Genomic DNA, 16,013 nt, shown 5'->3' with positions numbered 1-16,013 from the left:
TTCCATAGTATAAATCTCTGCCTCAACTGCGAATTTATTTAAATCGGCTGACATGCGGCTGTCCAGATGCAACAGTTGATTCAACGAGTTTCGCTTTTAATAACGTCATAAGAAAGTCGCTGCGATAGCGGCTTTTTTGGCGTTATTCTCTAATTTTCCTAATGCTAACAACGGATGTAACGGGTAGGGGAATGCAAGATTTTGTGCATTTTGTTCAACCGGAAGTCTGATAAAATAAAGCAAACATATGAATATAAATCTAAAGCAACATACATGACATAAACAACCAATGAAGCGTTGAATCCAATATAAATCAGGAGGTAGCTTGAGATGAACAAACCGATGATTGGGGTACTGCCTTTGTATGACACGGACAAAAAAAGTTACTGGATGCTTCCTGATTATATGAAGGCCATAGAAGATTCAGGGGGCATACCGATAATGCTGCCATTAACGACAGACGAGGACATGATCACAACGCTGGCGAACGCCTTTGACGGATTCCTGTTTACCGGCGGACATGATGTTCATCCGGAACTCTACAATGAAAGGTTGCAGAGCGTCTGTGGCGAGCTGTGCATAGAGCGGGACCGGATGGAGGTTGTTCTTTTTCAAAAAGTGATAGCGCTCGGTAAACCAGCCTTCGGCATATGCCGTGGATTACAGCTATTTAACGCAATCTTAGGGGGAACGTTATACCAGGACATCCCCACAGAATTTAATGCAGATCGGAAGATTATTCATCAGCAAAAACCTCCGTATACCAATCTCGTGCATTCCGTACATATTGAAAAAGATAATCTGTTTCATGATATCTTGCAGACGGATCAGATTCAGGTTAACAGCTATCACCATCAGGGCATCAAAACGCTGTCCGATCAATTAGTGGCTGTAGCGATTGCAGAGGATGGATTGGTTGAATCTGTCGTCATGCCGGGCTATTCGTTCGTACTCGCGGTTCAGTGGCATCCGGAGTATAGTTATGCCGTGGACGAGTACAGTCAGAAGCTATTTGCTGCTTTTGTCAGTGCCTGCAGTTCAGCAAGATTTAACAGTTCTGTGCAGGACATTACGGCTTGATTCTTGTTCGATGGATAGGGAGGTAGAACATAAAAATCACTTTCAAGTATATGTTATAGCATGCATTTGAAAGTGATTTGGCTTTTTTTATACAGATAGTGTATGAATGATTATATTTCTTAAAAGTTACACTTTAGAGTTGACATTAGATTAAATTTAAAACAAAATATATGCTATAGCATATAGATGAATGAGATTGAGGGGTGTTGTTAAACGTGAGAGATGCTAGTGAGCTGAAGAAGGATATTTCATATGCAGATCCACAAACCCAATACATGTTATAGCATGTATCCAATCTATATGTATAACTCAATTGAAAGAAGGTTTGTTATGTTCATTTTTATTACGGTTTTACAGGTTGTGTTAGGCCTCTTTTTCCTGGTTACAGGAAGCAAAATTCTTTCGGGTAAGATGGCCGATGAATTCAAACGTTTTGGATTGCCCTCATTTTTTAATGTTTTGACCGGATCGTTCGAGATTGTTGGGGCGATCGGTATGCTTGCTGGCATATGGATACCTGGTGTTGCATTTTGGGCCGGTTTGCTATTGGGAGGTACAATGCTTGCTGGAGCCTTTACTTTGATTGTTCTAGCTAAAGATCCAATTCAAAAGGCCATTCCTGCAATTGTTCTGTTTGTTCTTAGCTTGATTGTATCACAGTATTATTTTTTCTAAAGACAACCCTTATCCTTATTTTAACTGCAAAAGATAGTGAAAAGGATGTTATTCAAGGTTTTGAGTCAGGCGCGGATGATTATGTCACCAAACCGTTTAGTCCTCGTGAAGTCGTTCATCGTATTAAAAGTGTGGTTCGGGGAAAACAAGTGGTGAATCACGAGAACATTACTTCTCATCGAAGATTGAAATTGCGTGATTTTATTGTGGAAGAGGATCACAAATTGTCTTCCAAAGGGAAAGAGATTCATTTAACTCCTAAAGAATACGAATTGTTATTTTATTTAGCCACATCACCAGATAAGTTATTTTCGAGAGAGAATATTCTTCAAAATGTATGGAATTACGATTATAGTGTGGATTATCGTACCGTAGATACCCACATCAAACGAATTCGGGAAAAGCTGGATGACATTTCGGCGGGTTCATCCTCAATGATCAAAACGATATGGGGCTTAGGATATAAATTTGAAATCGATTAGGGTGTGTCTGAAAACGCTGAAGAAAGCAAATTTTGCCGAATTTTCGTTCCAAGCAAGGAAGTTTCCCGCAGGCGTGCCGGGGCACGTCAAGGGGAAGTGACGTAGCAGGGGGCGAAAAGGGGGTAAAAGATGCACTTCAGTAGGTTTCAAGACACGCCCTAGCTAGGCATATGCATAACAATCATTAAAGCCGCCCATTCCTTGATGAGTGTCGTTTGTAACATTCGTTCAGATCGCCTATAATTGGTGTAAGAAAATGATGAATGAGGGTACGACAATGGACTTATACAATGTGACTGGTTTTTTAATTCACCGGACGGATCTCAAGCTTACGAATTATTTTATCAAACAATTGAAACCTTACGAGGTCACGCCTGAACAATGGAGTATTATTTCTTATATGGATATCGATAAAGCTACGACTCAAAAAGAGCTGGCTGAGGCTATCGATCGGGATCAAACGACTGTCGTCCGAATGATTCATTCATTAGAACGAAAAGGAATGGTTCGACGAATCGTTAATGATCAAGATAAACGTTCACACCATTTGTATTTGTCTCCAAAAGGGGAAGAAGTGAAACAAAATTTGTTGTTAACAGTCAAAGACGCTCATAACTATGTTACACGAGGGATAGAACCCGAGGAACTCGAACAGCTCAAAGCCATATTAGAAAAATTGTATATGAATGTGCGAGAGGATTAGGTGAATTTAAGATAGGAATTTAAAGTGCCTCAATACATGCTATAGCATGTATTGAGGGGTGTGAGTTGTTTGTGTTAGAAAATAGGGTTAATGTAAAGACCTCCTCATGAACTGTGAACTGAGGAGGTCTTTTGTTGAATATATATTATTGAAAATCCGTTATGATTCGGAACCTGACTTCGACTTAACTTCGTTTTGGGTATTAAGGCTAGCAATTAGTTTTTCGCCTTCCACATCCAGATTAGGCAAGATACGATCCAGCCATTTCGGAAGAGTCCAAGCTTTATCGCCAAACATCGCCATAATGGCAGGCACCAGAGCCATGCGAATGATAAAAGCATCAACCAAAATGCCCACCGCGAGTGTGAATCCAATCTGTTTAATCATGACATCATCAGTAAAGATAAAACCAGCGAATACGGAAACCATGATAACCGCTGCGGCAACAACGACACGACTAACCTGATTATAACCATGTACGACGGATTCAGTTCCGCGGTGACCATGGACATAGGATTCGCGCATCGAGCTAACCAAGAATACCTGATAATCCATGGCAAGACCATAGAGAATACCTGTTACGATAATTGGCATGAAGCTAAGTAGCGGACCGCCTGTATCGAAACCAAAGAGGGAGTGCAACCAGCCCCATTGGAACACAGCGGTTGTCATACCAAACGTAGCTAGAATGCTAAGCAGGAAACCAATCGTTGCTTTGATCGGAACGATGATCGAACGGAACACAAGCAACAAGATAATCAATGAAAGTAAAATGATGATTCCTACATAGATCGGGAAAACCTGAGCCAGCTTGGCAGACATATCAATATTTACAGCGGTAAGTCCGGTCACGCCAAGTTTAACGTCATACGTTTTAGCCATGCCAGAGTCTGCCGACCGCAGGTCGTTGACTAGCGTTTTCGTTGCATTATCATTAGGACCTGTCTTGGGAATCAGACTGAAAATAGCCAGATCCTCCGTCATCCCTAAAGGTGAGACTTGAGCTACGTTATTCTGACCCTGCAGCTCCATGGCGAGTCCGCCCAGAAGCTCTGGTGTCATTTTGGCAGACGCATTACGTGGTTCAGCCACCAGGATCAGCGGTCCGTTAAACCCTTCACCGAAACCTTTCGAGATGGCATCATAGCTCTGTCTTGCGTCCGTATCCAGGTTTGCTGACGAAGCACCTGGAATTCCCATTTCCATTTTTGTAATCGGAGTAGCAGCAAAACCAAGAACAAGAATAATCGCAATAACGGTCGCCCAGCGATTTTTAATGACGAATTTGACCCATCTGTTGGCCACGCCATGACTTGAGGCATCTGATAAGTTAGTAGCTTTCGCACGAGCTTTCTTCGAGCAGATTCGTTCACCAACAAGGCCGAGCAAGGCTGGTAGCAAGGTTAATGCAACGAATACGTTGATCAGTACCGTGGCCGCTGCGACGAGTGCCATCGTGGACAAGAAAGTGAGTCCAATGACGAGCATACCGCAGAGGGCAATAATGACGGTTAAGCCAGCAAAAAATACGGCACTGCCTGATGTGCCAATTGCCCGTGCGGTAGCTTCCTGTGCGCTTAGGCGTTGGTCAATAATCATCCGGCGCTGACGGTTGACGATGAAAAGTGCATAGTCGATGCCAACAGCCAAACCTACCATCAGAGCTAGAACGGATGTCACACTCGGCATATCAACAAATTTGGAGATCGAGAATGCTCCCCCAACCCCAATAGCGACACCAAGAAGGGCTGTGATCAGTGGCAGACCCGCTGCAACAACGGAACCAAGAGTAATGAGCAGTACGATTACGGCGATAACCAGCCCCACAATTTCAGCGGAACCAACCCCGATGGACACCGATTTAAGCGTTTCACCAGGCAATACCTTAATCTGTGTACCTTCTTCAACTTTCATGACCGATTGAATGACAGAATCAAACACATCTTGTGTAATAGCGGACTGTTCAATCGTGAATTGGAACTGAAACAACGCTGTGCTGCCATCCGATGAGATCAACACACCTGGCACGGGAACATTATTCACCATGAAGGGCCCGTATGGAGGCGGAGAGGCCGTTGCCGACTGAGCCATATTCATCGCTTGAGCTGCGTCCGCAGATGCCCCTGAGTTATTCGCTTGGGCAGCGGCGTAGTCGGCTGGATTAATCACTTTCTCCAGTCCATATACTTCGCTGACACCTTTTATAATGGCAGCTGCACGTTCAGGTGTATCCAGCCGCTCGTTGACCGACGCTTTGAACACAACGCTTCCTTGACCGCCGGAGGCGGCAGGCAGTTCTTTTGCAAGCTGATCCAAAACTTTCTGTGATTCTGTTCCTTCAATTTTCATTTCCGAGCTGATGTGCACGCCATTGATGCTGATCATGGAGATGACGATCCCCAGAAGAATTACCCAGCCAATGATAAAATATCCGGGTTTGCGAAAAGCGGTTTTTCCTATTTTATATAATAAGGTAGACATTGCTCTTTTTTGCACTCCTTCTATATATAAGTATGTTGATTACGATGGTGGATTATTATTAAAAAACGATAAAAGAAGGGGGTTAAAACCCTTTTCGCAAATGATCAAACACCGTTTCCATAAACTGTTCAAACGGGACTGCCTCTGAACTTGAGTCGGCAGGGATTTGCTTTCCAGGCAACAACACATTTAGTCTTCCTTCGATTAAGGGCAACACGGTGCCATAAATGGCGCTAATCAGCAAGTACGTATAGATCTCGTCGTATTGGCCGTTCGACAGGTCTAGCAGGGTTTCCTGAGCCTGAGTTTGCAGCCTGTGCATCGCAGCCAAATAGTGAGGTTCCAGTACGGGATAGGTGCGGGACAAGATGACAAGTTGATGCAGTCTGCCAATCAATTCGGACGTGAGTTGCATTTTAACCAGTTCATACATAATTTCCAGCAGTGAGGCATGGTCCGGAATCTCTGTGATCAGATGTTCAAGCTCAGCCGTATTTGGCACTGATAGGGCTCCAAGCGCAACAGCTTCTTCCTTGCATGTAAAGTAGTTGGCAAATGTTCTACGCGAGCATCCAACCTGTTGCACGATATCTTCTACCGTGAATCCGTCAAGTCCATGCTCCAGCGTCAGATTAAATGCAACTCCGGCAAGTGCTTTCTCCGTGGCTTCTTTTTTTAAGTGTCGCAACGTTCGTTTCATAATGTTATACCGCCTATGCGTTCGCCTCCTTAAGATGAGTTAAAGGAAATAACCAAGTATCTCATTTGTGAAAATAATCATAGCAACATTTTGCCCATTGTGCAAATTTACTCATTGTGCAAGTTTTTGACATGAATGAATATCCAATATTAGTTTATTAATATACATCTTATTTCATTTTTAAAATTTGAGCTTTATGGATACAGTGCAGGCTCAGCTACTCTATGGATTACTTCCCAGCAAATTGTTGAAATTATTCGTAAATGACCGTCAGAGAACTATAAAGACAAATGGATAAACCACTTTTTCGAAAAAGTATGGCTACAACGGAAAGATGTATCGATTAATTCAATACAGTGGGATAGAGGTTGAAGTTAAAAATCAGCAGTCATTACTTTAAATTTAATTACGTGAGAAGTGGACTTGAATAAATGAGGGGGCATATTTATGCAGAAACGTTGATCTCAAATGAAGAACGCTGAAGATGATTTTAGAGGTTATGACGAGCAGTTCATACTTGATTAATTAAAACTAAAAAATAAATTTTGAAATATCGCTTGATTTTTCGGGAAACGTCTGATAGTGTAATACCTGTGATTTTGGAAAGTTGATTTATCAATATGAATTAGAGCTTTCCAGCAGATAATTTTTGACCACTTCTACCAAGGAGTTAAGGCCATACGGACAGCCGGGTCAAATGCCGATTGGCAACTTATGTTGCCTTATTGATTGAGTTCAAAGCTCAAATTTTATAAGTTGGTTACTTTACAACCAGTGCATCTGCACATCAACTTGTGAAACGGTCAATAAGAGTGGTAAAGGCGAATTATTTGCTATATAGACTCTGATCCAATATTGATATACATGAAGAAGCTTTCCGCTGAAGGGGTTCTTATGGACTTTTTTGGTCAAGGAGTCTTCACGTCTTTTTTATGATGTATATCGACAAGCAAGTGTGATGGTGTGCGCAAAAGTGCGACATTTTTCACCTTGCTTTTTTTATTGTATCAGGAGCGGGTGGACGTTGCATAATGAAACAATACAACTGCGAACGTCTTGGAATTTTACGAAAAAAACAAAAACTAAAAATCCTAATTATGGGGATAGGAGAATGAGAAAATGGGAAAAGCACTAATCATCGGAGCCGGCGGCGTGGCTTCTGTAGCAGTACACAAATGCGTTCAAAACAGCGAGGTTTTTGAAGAAATCTGTATCGCAAGCCGTACGAAATCCAAATGTGATGATCTGAAAGCAAAATTGGATGGCGGCAAAACAAAAATTACAACAGCTCAAGTAGACGCGGACAATGTAGAAGAGCTGATTGCATTGATTAACGAGTTCCAACCGGATATCGTGATGAACTTGGCGTTGCCATACCAGGATCTGACGATCATGGATGCTTGCCTGGCAACGAAAACAAACTACATGGATACAGCAAACTATGAGCCGGAAGATACGGCAAAATTCGAATATAGCTGGCAATGGGATTACAAAGAGCGCTTCGAAAAAGCAGGCATCACTGCACTGCTGGGCAGCGGATTTGACCCTGGTGTAACTGGCGTATTCTCTGCATACGCATTGAAACATTATTTTGACGAAATCGAATATATCGATATTCTCGACTGCAATGGCGGCGACCATGGTTACCCATTTGCTACCAACTTCAACCCAGAGATCAACATCCGTGAAGTTTCTGCGAACGGCAGATACTGGGAGAATGGTGAATGGATCGAAACCAAACCGATGGAAATCAAACGTGTGTACGACTTCAAAGAAGTTGGCGAAAAAGATATGTACCTGTTGTACCATGAAGAGCTGGAGTCCCTGGCGAAAAACATCCCTGGCTTGAAACGTATCCGTTTCTTCATGACATTTGGTCAAAGCTATCTGACTCACCTGAAAGCTCTGGAAAACGTAGGCATGACTTCCATCGAGCCGATCGAGTTCGAAGGCAAACAAATCATTCCTTTGCAATTCCTGAAAGCTGTTCTGCCTGATCCGGCGTCCCTTGGACCTCGTACAGTAGGTAAAACGAACATCGGTTGTATCTTCAAAGGTAAAAAAGACGGTCAAGACAAAACATATTATGTATACAACATCTGTGACCACCAAGAGTGTTATAAAGAAGTAGGTTCCCAAGCGATCTCTTACACAACTGGTGTTCCAGCAATGATCGGTGCAGCTATGGTAATGACAGGCAAATGGAACAAACCAGGCGTATACAACGTGGAAGAGTTCAACCCGGATCCATTCATGGAAGAACTGAACAAATGGGGACTTCCTTGGGTAGAAGACTTCAATCCGGTTCTCGTGGATGAGCTGCCAGAAGAGTCCAAAGCTAAAGAATCGGAGCTTGTTCGCTAACATGCGGTTCGAGCAATTACCGACACCCTGTTTTGTTGTTGACGAAGGTCTGATTGAGAAAAACTTGAAAATCCTGAACGGTGTAATGCAGCGTACAGGAGCGAAGATTGTACTCGCGCAGAAGGCGTTCTCCATGACGGCGATGTATCCGCTTATTGGAGAATACCTGAGCGGTGCGACTGCGAGCGGTTTGTATGAAGCGCGTCTCGGTCACGAAGAGATGGGCAAAGAGAATCATGTCTTTGCTCCGGCTTTTCGTGAGGAAGAGATGGATGAGATTGTTTCGATCTGTGATCACATCATTTTCAATTCCTTTTCACAACTGGCGAAATTCAAGGATAAAGCACTGCAAGCAGGATGTAAGGTTGGTTTGCGTGTGAATCCGGAATGCTCCACTCAGGAAGGACACGAGATCTACGATCCGTGTTCTCCAGGTTCACGTTTCGGCGCGAAGCAGGAGGATTTCCGTGCAGAGTTGCTTGAAGGTGTATCTGGACTGCACTTCCACACGCTGTGCCAGCAAAACTCGGACGACTTGGAAACAACGCTGAATGCAGTTGTTGAGAAGTTCGGACAGTGGTTGCCGCAGATGGAATGGATTAACTTCGGTGGAGGACACCATATTACCCGTGAAGATTACGACATTCCAAGACTGGAAGCATGCATCAAACGGATGCAAAATGATTATGGTCTGGAAGTGTACCTGGAGCCGGGAGAAGCAGTTGCCCTCAATGCAGGTTATCTCGTGACTTCCGTTCTGGACTTCCACAAGAACGGCATGGATATTGCCATTTTGGACACTTCCGCAACTTGTCATATGCCCGATGTGCTGGAGATGCCTTATCGTCCGCCATTGATCGGATCAGGTGAAGTGGGCAAGAAAGCACATTTGTATCGCCTGGGTGGCCAAACATGTCTGTCTGGTGATGTGATTGGCGACTATTCATTTGATGAGCCTTTGAAGGAGGGCGACCGTCTTGTATTTGAAGACATGGCGATCTACTCCATGGTTAAAACAAATACGTTTAACGGCATGCCGCTACCTGCGATTGCGGTTAAACGCAAAGATGGCGATTGCGAAGTTGTGCGTGAATTCGGATATCAGGATTTCAAAATGCGCTTGGCATAATACTTTATTATATATCCGAGCAATATAGAGATAGTACAATAGCGATAATCATAGTGCAGTACAAGTGAAAAGGCTGTCCAAGGTCACAACTTCGTGTGACCAGAGGACAGCCTTTTTTTGCTACTTCTATTATTCGTTTGAATCAACAGGTTTGCTTGCAGCTCTCGCGGCATAGGGGAAGATTGGATCTTTTAGTTCGAATTCATATGTTAGTCCATTCACAATACCCACGACATGTTTGCTGTCATACAGATCGAGTAAAAATCCTGCCATTTGCTCGGCTGTATGGAACTTGGGCACACGGCCTTCATATTGGAACTGATCCAGATCAAAGGCACGTTCAGCAAACTCAGTTTCTGTGGCAGCAGGTGCCAGTACTTTGGATTGCATTGGAGCGCCTTTGCTCTGGAGTTCTTGTGCGAGCCCTTCGGTAAAGGCGCTGACATAAAACTTCGTGGCGCAATATGTCACCGCATCTGGAACGATGGTGTAGCCGCCTCCTGAAGAGATGTTGATAATCTGCGTGCCCGGAGTATTGGCATAATCCCGAACATAAAGAGTGGAGAGAATCGTCAGTGCTTCAATATTCAGATGAAGCATTTGTTCGATTTTGGGCAGATGCTGTTCACCGACCGAAGCAAAGTTGCCAAATCCTGCATTGTTGATCCATGTTTCAATGGAGTAACCGTTCAAGCTTTCATAGAAAGCATGTACATCTGCGGCAATGGACAGATCCACTGTACGAACAACAACATCCAGTTCCGGGTTCAATTCGGCAATTTTATTTTTCAACATATCCAAAGCTTCTGTTCTGCGGGCTGCTAAAATGAGATGTTTGCCTCTGGCTGCAAATGCCAAAGCGGCTTCATATCCAATACCTGAGCTGGCACCGGTAATAACGGTATATTTCATGTGAATTCCTCCTGGGATCAAGGGCGTGTCTTGAAACCTACTGAAGTACATCTTTTACCCCCTTTTCGCCCCCTGCTACGTCACTTCCCCTTGACGTGCCCCGGCACGCCTGCGGGAAACTTCCTGGCTTGGAACGAAAATTCGGCAAAATCTGCTTTCTTCAGCGTTTTCAGACACGCCCTAATCAATCTATATTGTGGGATGACCACGGATTGATTATACTGATTAGAGTTTACTCTAAGTCAATCACTCTGGAGAAGGAGGTGAAAATAACAGTGCATACGATCGGAGAAGTCGCCGAGATGTTAGGCATTAGCGCACATACGCTGCGTTATTATGAGAAGGAACAGATCATCATCCCGCTGCGTGATGCCAGTGGAGACAGACGATACAACGAATCCCATCTGAAATGGCTGCAGTTTGTCATCAAATTAAAGGAAACACAGATGCCGATTGCTGTAATCAAGCAGTATGCTTCATTATTTCAGGAAGGTGAACATACCGCCCCTGAGCGGCTGAAGCTGCTGGAGGACCACAAGAAGTCAGTGGAGCAGCAAATGAATACACTCCATGCGGCAAATGAAATGCTGGAGCTTAAAATTACAGCATATCGATCCTTTATCGGGAAATAATGTAACGGAGATTGCATGCGATCGGCAGACTGAACTGCCTTTTGAAATGCCCTTCTATTGCCAAATGTGTGATTTTTGTTATAGACTATTTTTTATGTTTGTTAAAATTTATCGTGTTTATCGTCTATCAAGGGGGAAATGGAATGCATCAACACAAAGCACACAAGTCTAACCAGCTCAAAATCCTTTCCAAAGTGCTACTCATCATTATCGGGGGATTCATTACGGCCTATGGTCTGGAGGCCATATTGATTCCAAACCAGGTATCCGATGGCGGGGTTACCGGTCTCAGTATCGTCGGCTCAAATTTGTTTGGATTGCCACTGGGACTATTGATCGGACTGTTAAACATACCGTTTGTATGGCTTGGTTACAAGCAGATTGGTAAAAGTTTTGCGCTGTACTCCGTCATCGGAATTGCTTCACTGGCGATCAGTGCCAGTCTGATGCATCATGTGCCAACGATAATTAAAGGTGATACGTTGCTGGTTACGGTTGTGGGTGGTATCATCATCGGTTTTGGTATGGGTCTTGCACTGCGTAATGGCGGAGCGCTTGATGGGATTGATATGCTGGCCGTATTGTTATCACGTAAACTGCCGTTCGGAACAAGTGACCTGATTTTGTTCCTGAATATGTTTGTATTTATCGTTGTTTCGACTGTATTTGGTTTGCAAGGCGCTATTTTGTCAGGACTCGCTTATTTCATTGCCTCTAAAGTGATACATATTGTTGAAGAAGGTTTGAGCGGTTCGAAAACATTCAAAATTATTACGACACAACCGGAAGTCATGGTGGAAACTATTCGTGATCGATTGGGACGCGGAGCAACGTACACCGATGCGTACGGTGGATACTCCAACGAGCAGTTCAAGGAAATCACTTGTGTCATCAACCGGATGGAAGAGAGTAAAATCAAAGAAATTATTAACGAGATTGACCCTACAGCCTTTGTTGTTGTCTACGATGTAGCCGAAGTGAAGGGCGGCAATTTCAAGAAGAAAGACATTCACTAAGAACAAGCGTTGATAAGAGCATTCCTCTTGTCAGCGCTTTTTCTTACTCCAGCGTTAATCTTCCGTAAAAACAGTAGCAAAGCTGCTGTCGACACCTTCGATGTACAGAGGGATCGCGTAAACCCTAGAGATGTGGGAAAGTTCCTGATTCAGATTCAGATCTTCAATGACGAGAATGTACTTGCCATCGACCCGACCTTTGCCTAGTATAATCTGGTGAAAAGCAACGGCTTCCTCGGGATGATTCGCTGCACCAGCGGATATCATATCGATACCAATAGCACGCAAGGAATCAAAAATCATCAAGTACTGTGCTGCCGAGCCGGATAAACCCGGGTTATGATTGGCGTACCGCTCGGGATCAGATGATCGGATTTTGCCAAATCCCGTGCGAATCAGCAGCAGGTCGGCTCCAGCGATCTGATGCTCATAAGGCTCCAGATCAGCTTTGGTAATCAACTCATCATCACTTTTGGGAATATCAATTACCACGGGATGTGTAAAAATGAAATCATCTATCCGAATTTCACTGATTTTCTTGCCTTGAGGATTAAAATGCCACGGGGCATCAATATGTGTTCCATTATGATTGAGGCTTGAGACAATAAACTGGTTGTATGCATCACCTTGAGCGATACTGGATTGTTGCTTTATTACAACGGGAGGATTGTCTTTGTATACCGGCGTGTTCACACCCAACGGATAAGACAAGAGAAGGCGCATCATATTTAGAGTGATCTCCTTTCCTTTGTACGGACTTAAGATTACTTGCATAAGTAGGGCCTCTGTATGGAAAGCTTTTGTATATAAGTTGAACTTGGTTGGTTTGCAAACCCTCTTGAGTTCGGTTTATATAGTGCGAAGACATACAAGACATTTCAATATGGAGGTTAGTGTGATGACCAAGCAGGACCCGCAGGAACTTTTGAAGCAAAAGCATGAACAGGACGAACACAAAAGACAATTCACCAATTTCTCCCGCAACGTATCCGGTCATGGTGAGATGGAAGCAGGGCAGGAATTTAGTCAGGATCACGTAACGGATGACCAGAACCGCATGAAATCGGTTGAGAATAGACGAGCTTATCCAAATTAGTCTGCAAATATGATGGTAAGGTTATAAGCTGGTCCAGTTATGGATCAGCTTTTTGCCATTTGAATTGCAATACTTCACCTAACGAAATTAACATTTCATCAAACTAGTCAACAGGTTCAAAAGGTCGTATAGTAGTATATGTGAAAAGGAAGAGAAGTATATTTCACGAAGTACTCTTCGTGGCACGAACAAAACAATTTTACATATAAGGATGGGGAAAAATGGACTTTAAACCGGTTGCTTCATTAATTGATCGCTTAACCTCATGGAGAGTTCCATGGGCAGAAGTGCTTATTATGCATCAAAACGAAACCGTTTTCCAGTATCGCAATGGATTCGAAAATTTGGAGGAGAAGACCCCAATTCGCGACAACGCAATCTTTAATCTCTACTCCATGACCAAAATTATGACTTGTGTGGCTGCGTTGCAGTTGGTCGAGAAAGGAGATCTCCTTTTACTTGACCCACTTTCTCAGTATTTACCTGAATTTGCAGAAATGCAGGTGAAAAAGGCACTTCCGAATGGCGAGGTGTATTACGAGAAAGCGACAAGACCCATTACGGTTCGTGATCTATTTACGATGACTGCTGGTTTTTCATATGATATCCACGCACCAAGTATCAAGGAAGCGGTAGAGCGCACGAATGGAACGCTGCCAACGCGAGAGTTTGCGAGAGCTTTGGCGAAAGAACCGCTGATGTTTGAGCCGGGCACACACTGGAATTACAGCATGTGTCATGATGTGCTTGGTGCACTGGTAGAAGTCGTAAGTGGCAAACGATTCGGCACGTATTTGCAAGATGAGATTATTAAGCCGCTTGGCATGAATGATACCACCTTTGATCTGAGCGAAGATCAACAGTCTCGCTTGATTCCGCAATATCTTTTTGATGAGGAGCAAGATAAGGCGGTACGAATGGACGGCAACGGTTTCCGTGTAGGTACAGAACTGGATAGTGGCGGTGCCGGATTGTTATCCACCGTGAACGATTACGCCAAGTTTTTGAATGCACTGACCGGATTCGGTACAAGTCCTGAAGGCGTGCGAATTTTATCCCGGGCTTCCGTGGAGCTCATGAGAGCCGATCATCTGAATGACATGACACGACCAGACTTTTCATGGGATCATATGTATGGTTACGGCTATGGTCTCGGCGTTCGTACACATATCTCCACAGCAGGTAGTGGGTCACTGAGTCCAGTTGGTGAATTTGGATGGGCTGGCGCGGCTGGCTGTATGGCCATTATAGACCCGGATTCGGGGCTAACGGTGATGTATGCGCAGCATCTGTTGAACAGTCAGGAGCATTATGTGCATCGTCGTTTACGCAATACCGTATATTCCTGCCTATAAAACAGCTCTTTACATGTAAGTTAGTGTAAATATTATTAACTCATTTTGAACCCTGCTGAGGAGAACAGCAGGGTTTTTGTTTGTTTCCTAATTTGAGCTGACGTGGTCATGTTGTCATAGTATAAACAAAAGCCGCTAATTAGCGGCTTTTTGTCATTCGAAGTGAGCTTACACGGTTGACCAGATAAATGCCAACAGATACCAATATTAACGCAATAAGATTCTTAAGTTCCCAGATTGTTTCTCCAAGAAAAAGTGCAGATAACAAGGCACCAAAGATGGGGATCAGGAAGTTGTAAACCGATACTTTACCCACCTTGTTGTACTTCAGAAGCAGATTCCACAGGCAAAAGGCCACGGATGACAGCAAAGCCAGATACACCAGATTCAGGGAAGATTCCCATGTAAAATGAGTAACTTGACCTCCGAGTGACACGCCGAGTAAAGTCAGCACTAATCCGCCAGCCAGCAGACTGACGCCTGTGATCATCATAACATCAATAGCCGCAGTTAGACGCTTTGCATAAATGGCTGTAATGGAGAATACAAGGGCAGCCATAATGATAAACCCTTCTCCTGTGAAAGAGAATGAAAAGGTAAGTAAATCTGCATGAAAGTTGACGATAATGACACCAATGAACCCGAGCACACAGCCCATGATTTTGTTGCGGCTCAGCTTATCATTTTTATAGATAAAATGCGCCAATACAACACTGAAAAACGTCGTTGTTGCATTCATGATGGAGCCTTTTACACCGGTGGTGTTGGCTACGCCCACATAAAAAAACATATATTGCAGTCCTGTCTGCAATACGCCGAGTATACTCAAACTTGCCCACTCACGTCCGCTCAGCTTCAGCTTGCGTCTAAAACCAACGCGATATAGAAGTAGCAGCAATATACCTGCCAAACTGAAACGATACCCGGCAAAAACGTATTTTGATGCGATATCTTCGGGCAAAATATGAAAAGCAACATATCCGAGTTTGATGGAAGGATAGGCACTCCCCCATAACAAACAGCATAGACCTGCAACGAGCATGACAATGAAGGGATCGCTGAATTTGGTCCGATGTTCCTGTGCGTCTTGATTTTTGTTTCCTTGTGCTGTAGTTTCATTTAGCTTATGTTCTTTTGTTAACTTTGGGCTAATGAGTGTTGAATCTCTTTCGATCACGCTTAATCTTCTCCTCGCTTGATGTGCACATCTGTATGTATGAATAAACAATCATGCCTTATAGACCATATCATAAAAACCGGGTTTTGTGTTGGAAGAAAAAAGGGTTATTCGGGCATCCTTGATATGTTGTGAATGAGAAAAATAACAGAGAAGAACGTTAGAAAAGAGGATGTGGATGTTATTCCCAGTAAGATAGCGCTTGCCAAAT

At 43.6% G+C, this 16,013-nt stretch carries 15 protein-coding genes and 1 pseudogene; 11 read left to right on the top strand and 5 right to left on the bottom strand.

The annotated features are described in order from the left end of the window. Window positions 1–330 precede the first annotated feature (330 nt). The 5 genes and pseudogenes from EC604_RS07290 (at window position 331) to EC604_RS07275 (ending at window position 2,940) form a co-directional block, all read left to right on the top strand. Window positions 331–1,080 (top strand): gamma-glutamyl-gamma-aminobutyrate hydrolase family protein, encoded by a 750-nt coding sequence (locus tag EC604_RS07290; protein WP_123063525.1) that lies wholly within the window; start codon window positions 331–333, stop codon window positions 1,078–1,080. A gap of 330 nt (window positions 1,081–1,410) precedes the next feature. Continuing rightward, window positions 1,411–1,755: a DoxX family protein gene (locus EC604_RS07285; protein ID WP_123063789.1), complete on the top strand. Its 345-nt coding sequence runs from the start codon at window positions 1,411–1,413 to the stop codon at window positions 1,753–1,755. After that, window positions 1,734–1,871 (top strand): annotated as a pseudogene (locus EC604_RS30965) (response regulator); the annotation flags it as partial. The gene EC604_RS07285 and the pseudogene EC604_RS30965, both read left to right, overlap by 22 nt. Before the next feature lie 36 nt (window positions 1,872–1,907). Next, window positions 1,908–2,237 carry a winged helix-turn-helix domain-containing protein gene (locus EC604_RS07280; RefSeq protein ID WP_161556877.1) on the top strand — a complete coding sequence of 110 codons (330 nt, stop codon included), beginning with the start codon at window positions 1,908–1,910 and terminating at the stop codon, window positions 2,235–2,237. A 277-nt stretch (window positions 2,238–2,514) separates the two neighbouring features. After that, window positions 2,515–2,940, top strand: coding sequence for a MarR family winged helix-turn-helix transcriptional regulator (locus EC604_RS07275; RefSeq protein ID WP_123063523.1), 426 nt, complete (start codon window positions 2,515–2,517; stop codon window positions 2,938–2,940). Window positions 2,941–3,099: 159 nt separating this feature from the next. Here the strand turns inward: EC604_RS07275 and EC604_RS07270 are convergent, their stop codons facing one another. Then, a complete protein-coding gene (locus EC604_RS07270; RefSeq protein ID WP_123063522.1) occupies window positions 3,100–5,421 on the bottom strand; it encodes an MMPL family transporter in 2,322 nt (773 codons plus the stop codon). A gap of 82 nt (window positions 5,422–5,503) precedes the next feature. Next, window positions 5,504–6,121 carry a TetR/AcrR family transcriptional regulator gene (locus EC604_RS07265; protein ID WP_240036703.1) on the bottom strand — a complete coding sequence of 206 codons (618 nt, stop codon included), beginning with the start codon at window positions 6,119–6,121 and terminating at the stop codon, window positions 5,504–5,506. A gap of 1,119 nt (window positions 6,122–7,240) precedes the next feature. On the opposite strand from EC604_RS07265, the gene EC604_RS07260 reads away from it, so the two are divergent. Further along, window positions 7,241–8,485 carry a saccharopine dehydrogenase family protein gene (locus EC604_RS07260; protein ID WP_090915856.1) on the top strand — a complete coding sequence of 415 codons (1,245 nt, stop codon included), beginning with the start codon at window positions 7,241–7,243 and terminating at the stop codon, window positions 8,483–8,485. A 1-nt stretch (window position 8,486) separates the two neighbouring features. Then, complete coding sequence (nspC, locus tag EC604_RS07255) at window positions 8,487–9,614, top strand: carboxynorspermidine decarboxylase (RefSeq protein WP_123063520.1); 1,128 nt, start codon at window positions 8,487–8,489, stop codon at window positions 9,612–9,614. Window positions 9,615–9,743: 129 nt separating this feature from the next. Here the strand turns inward: nspC and EC604_RS07250 are convergent, their stop codons facing one another. Next, complete coding sequence (locus EC604_RS07250; protein ID WP_123063519.1) at window positions 9,744–10,526, bottom strand: SDR family NAD(P)-dependent oxidoreductase; 783 nt, start codon at window positions 10,524–10,526, stop codon at window positions 9,744–9,746. A gap of 275 nt (window positions 10,527–10,801) precedes the next feature. On the opposite strand from EC604_RS07250, the gene EC604_RS07245 reads away from it, so the two are divergent. Both EC604_RS07245 and EC604_RS07240 read left to right on the top strand, forming a co-directional pair. After that, the gene (locus tag EC604_RS07245; protein WP_111268863.1) at window positions 10,802–11,158 is read left to right on the top strand and encodes a MerR family transcriptional regulator; all 357 of its coding nucleotides are present in this window, start codon (window positions 10,802–10,804) and stop codon (window positions 11,156–11,158) included. Between the two features lie 143 nt (window positions 11,159–11,301). Beyond that, on the top strand, window positions 11,302–12,174 hold the full coding sequence (locus tag EC604_RS07240) for a YitT family protein (protein WP_123063518.1): 873 nt from the start codon (window positions 11,302–11,304) through the stop codon (window positions 12,172–12,174). A 54-nt stretch (window positions 12,175–12,228) separates the two neighbouring features. Here EC604_RS07240 and EC604_RS07235 read toward each other — a convergent pair whose 3' ends face one another. Next, complete coding sequence (locus tag EC604_RS07235) at window positions 12,229–12,885, bottom strand: cyclase family protein (protein ID WP_240036702.1); 657 nt, start codon at window positions 12,883–12,885, stop codon at window positions 12,229–12,231. 187 nt (window positions 12,886–13,072) lie between these two features. Between EC604_RS07235 and EC604_RS07230 the strand changes: the two genes are divergently transcribed. Continuing rightward, a complete protein-coding gene (locus tag EC604_RS07230; protein WP_240036701.1) occupies window positions 13,073–13,270 on the top strand; it encodes a hypothetical protein in 198 nt (65 codons plus the stop codon). 221 nt (window positions 13,271–13,491) lie between these two features. After that, window positions 13,492–14,625 carry a serine hydrolase domain-containing protein gene (locus tag EC604_RS07225; RefSeq protein ID WP_123063515.1) on the top strand — a complete coding sequence of 378 codons (1,134 nt, stop codon included), beginning with the start codon at window positions 13,492–13,494 and terminating at the stop codon, window positions 14,623–14,625. A gap of 139 nt (window positions 14,626–14,764) precedes the next feature. Here the strand turns inward: EC604_RS07225 and EC604_RS07220 are convergent, their stop codons facing one another. Next, window positions 14,765–15,802, bottom strand: a complete 1,038-nt coding sequence (locus EC604_RS07220; protein WP_240036700.1) for a DMT family transporter — start codon at window positions 15,800–15,802, stop codon at window positions 14,765–14,767. Window positions 15,803–16,013: the final 211 nt, after the last annotated feature.

It is taken from the genome of Paenibacillus amylolyticus (assembly GCF_003719335.1).
Classification (GTDB): Bacteria; Bacillota; Bacilli; order Paenibacillales; family Paenibacillaceae; genus Paenibacillus; species Paenibacillus amylolyticus_D.
This window is presented reverse-complemented; position numbering and strand designations above follow the sequence as displayed.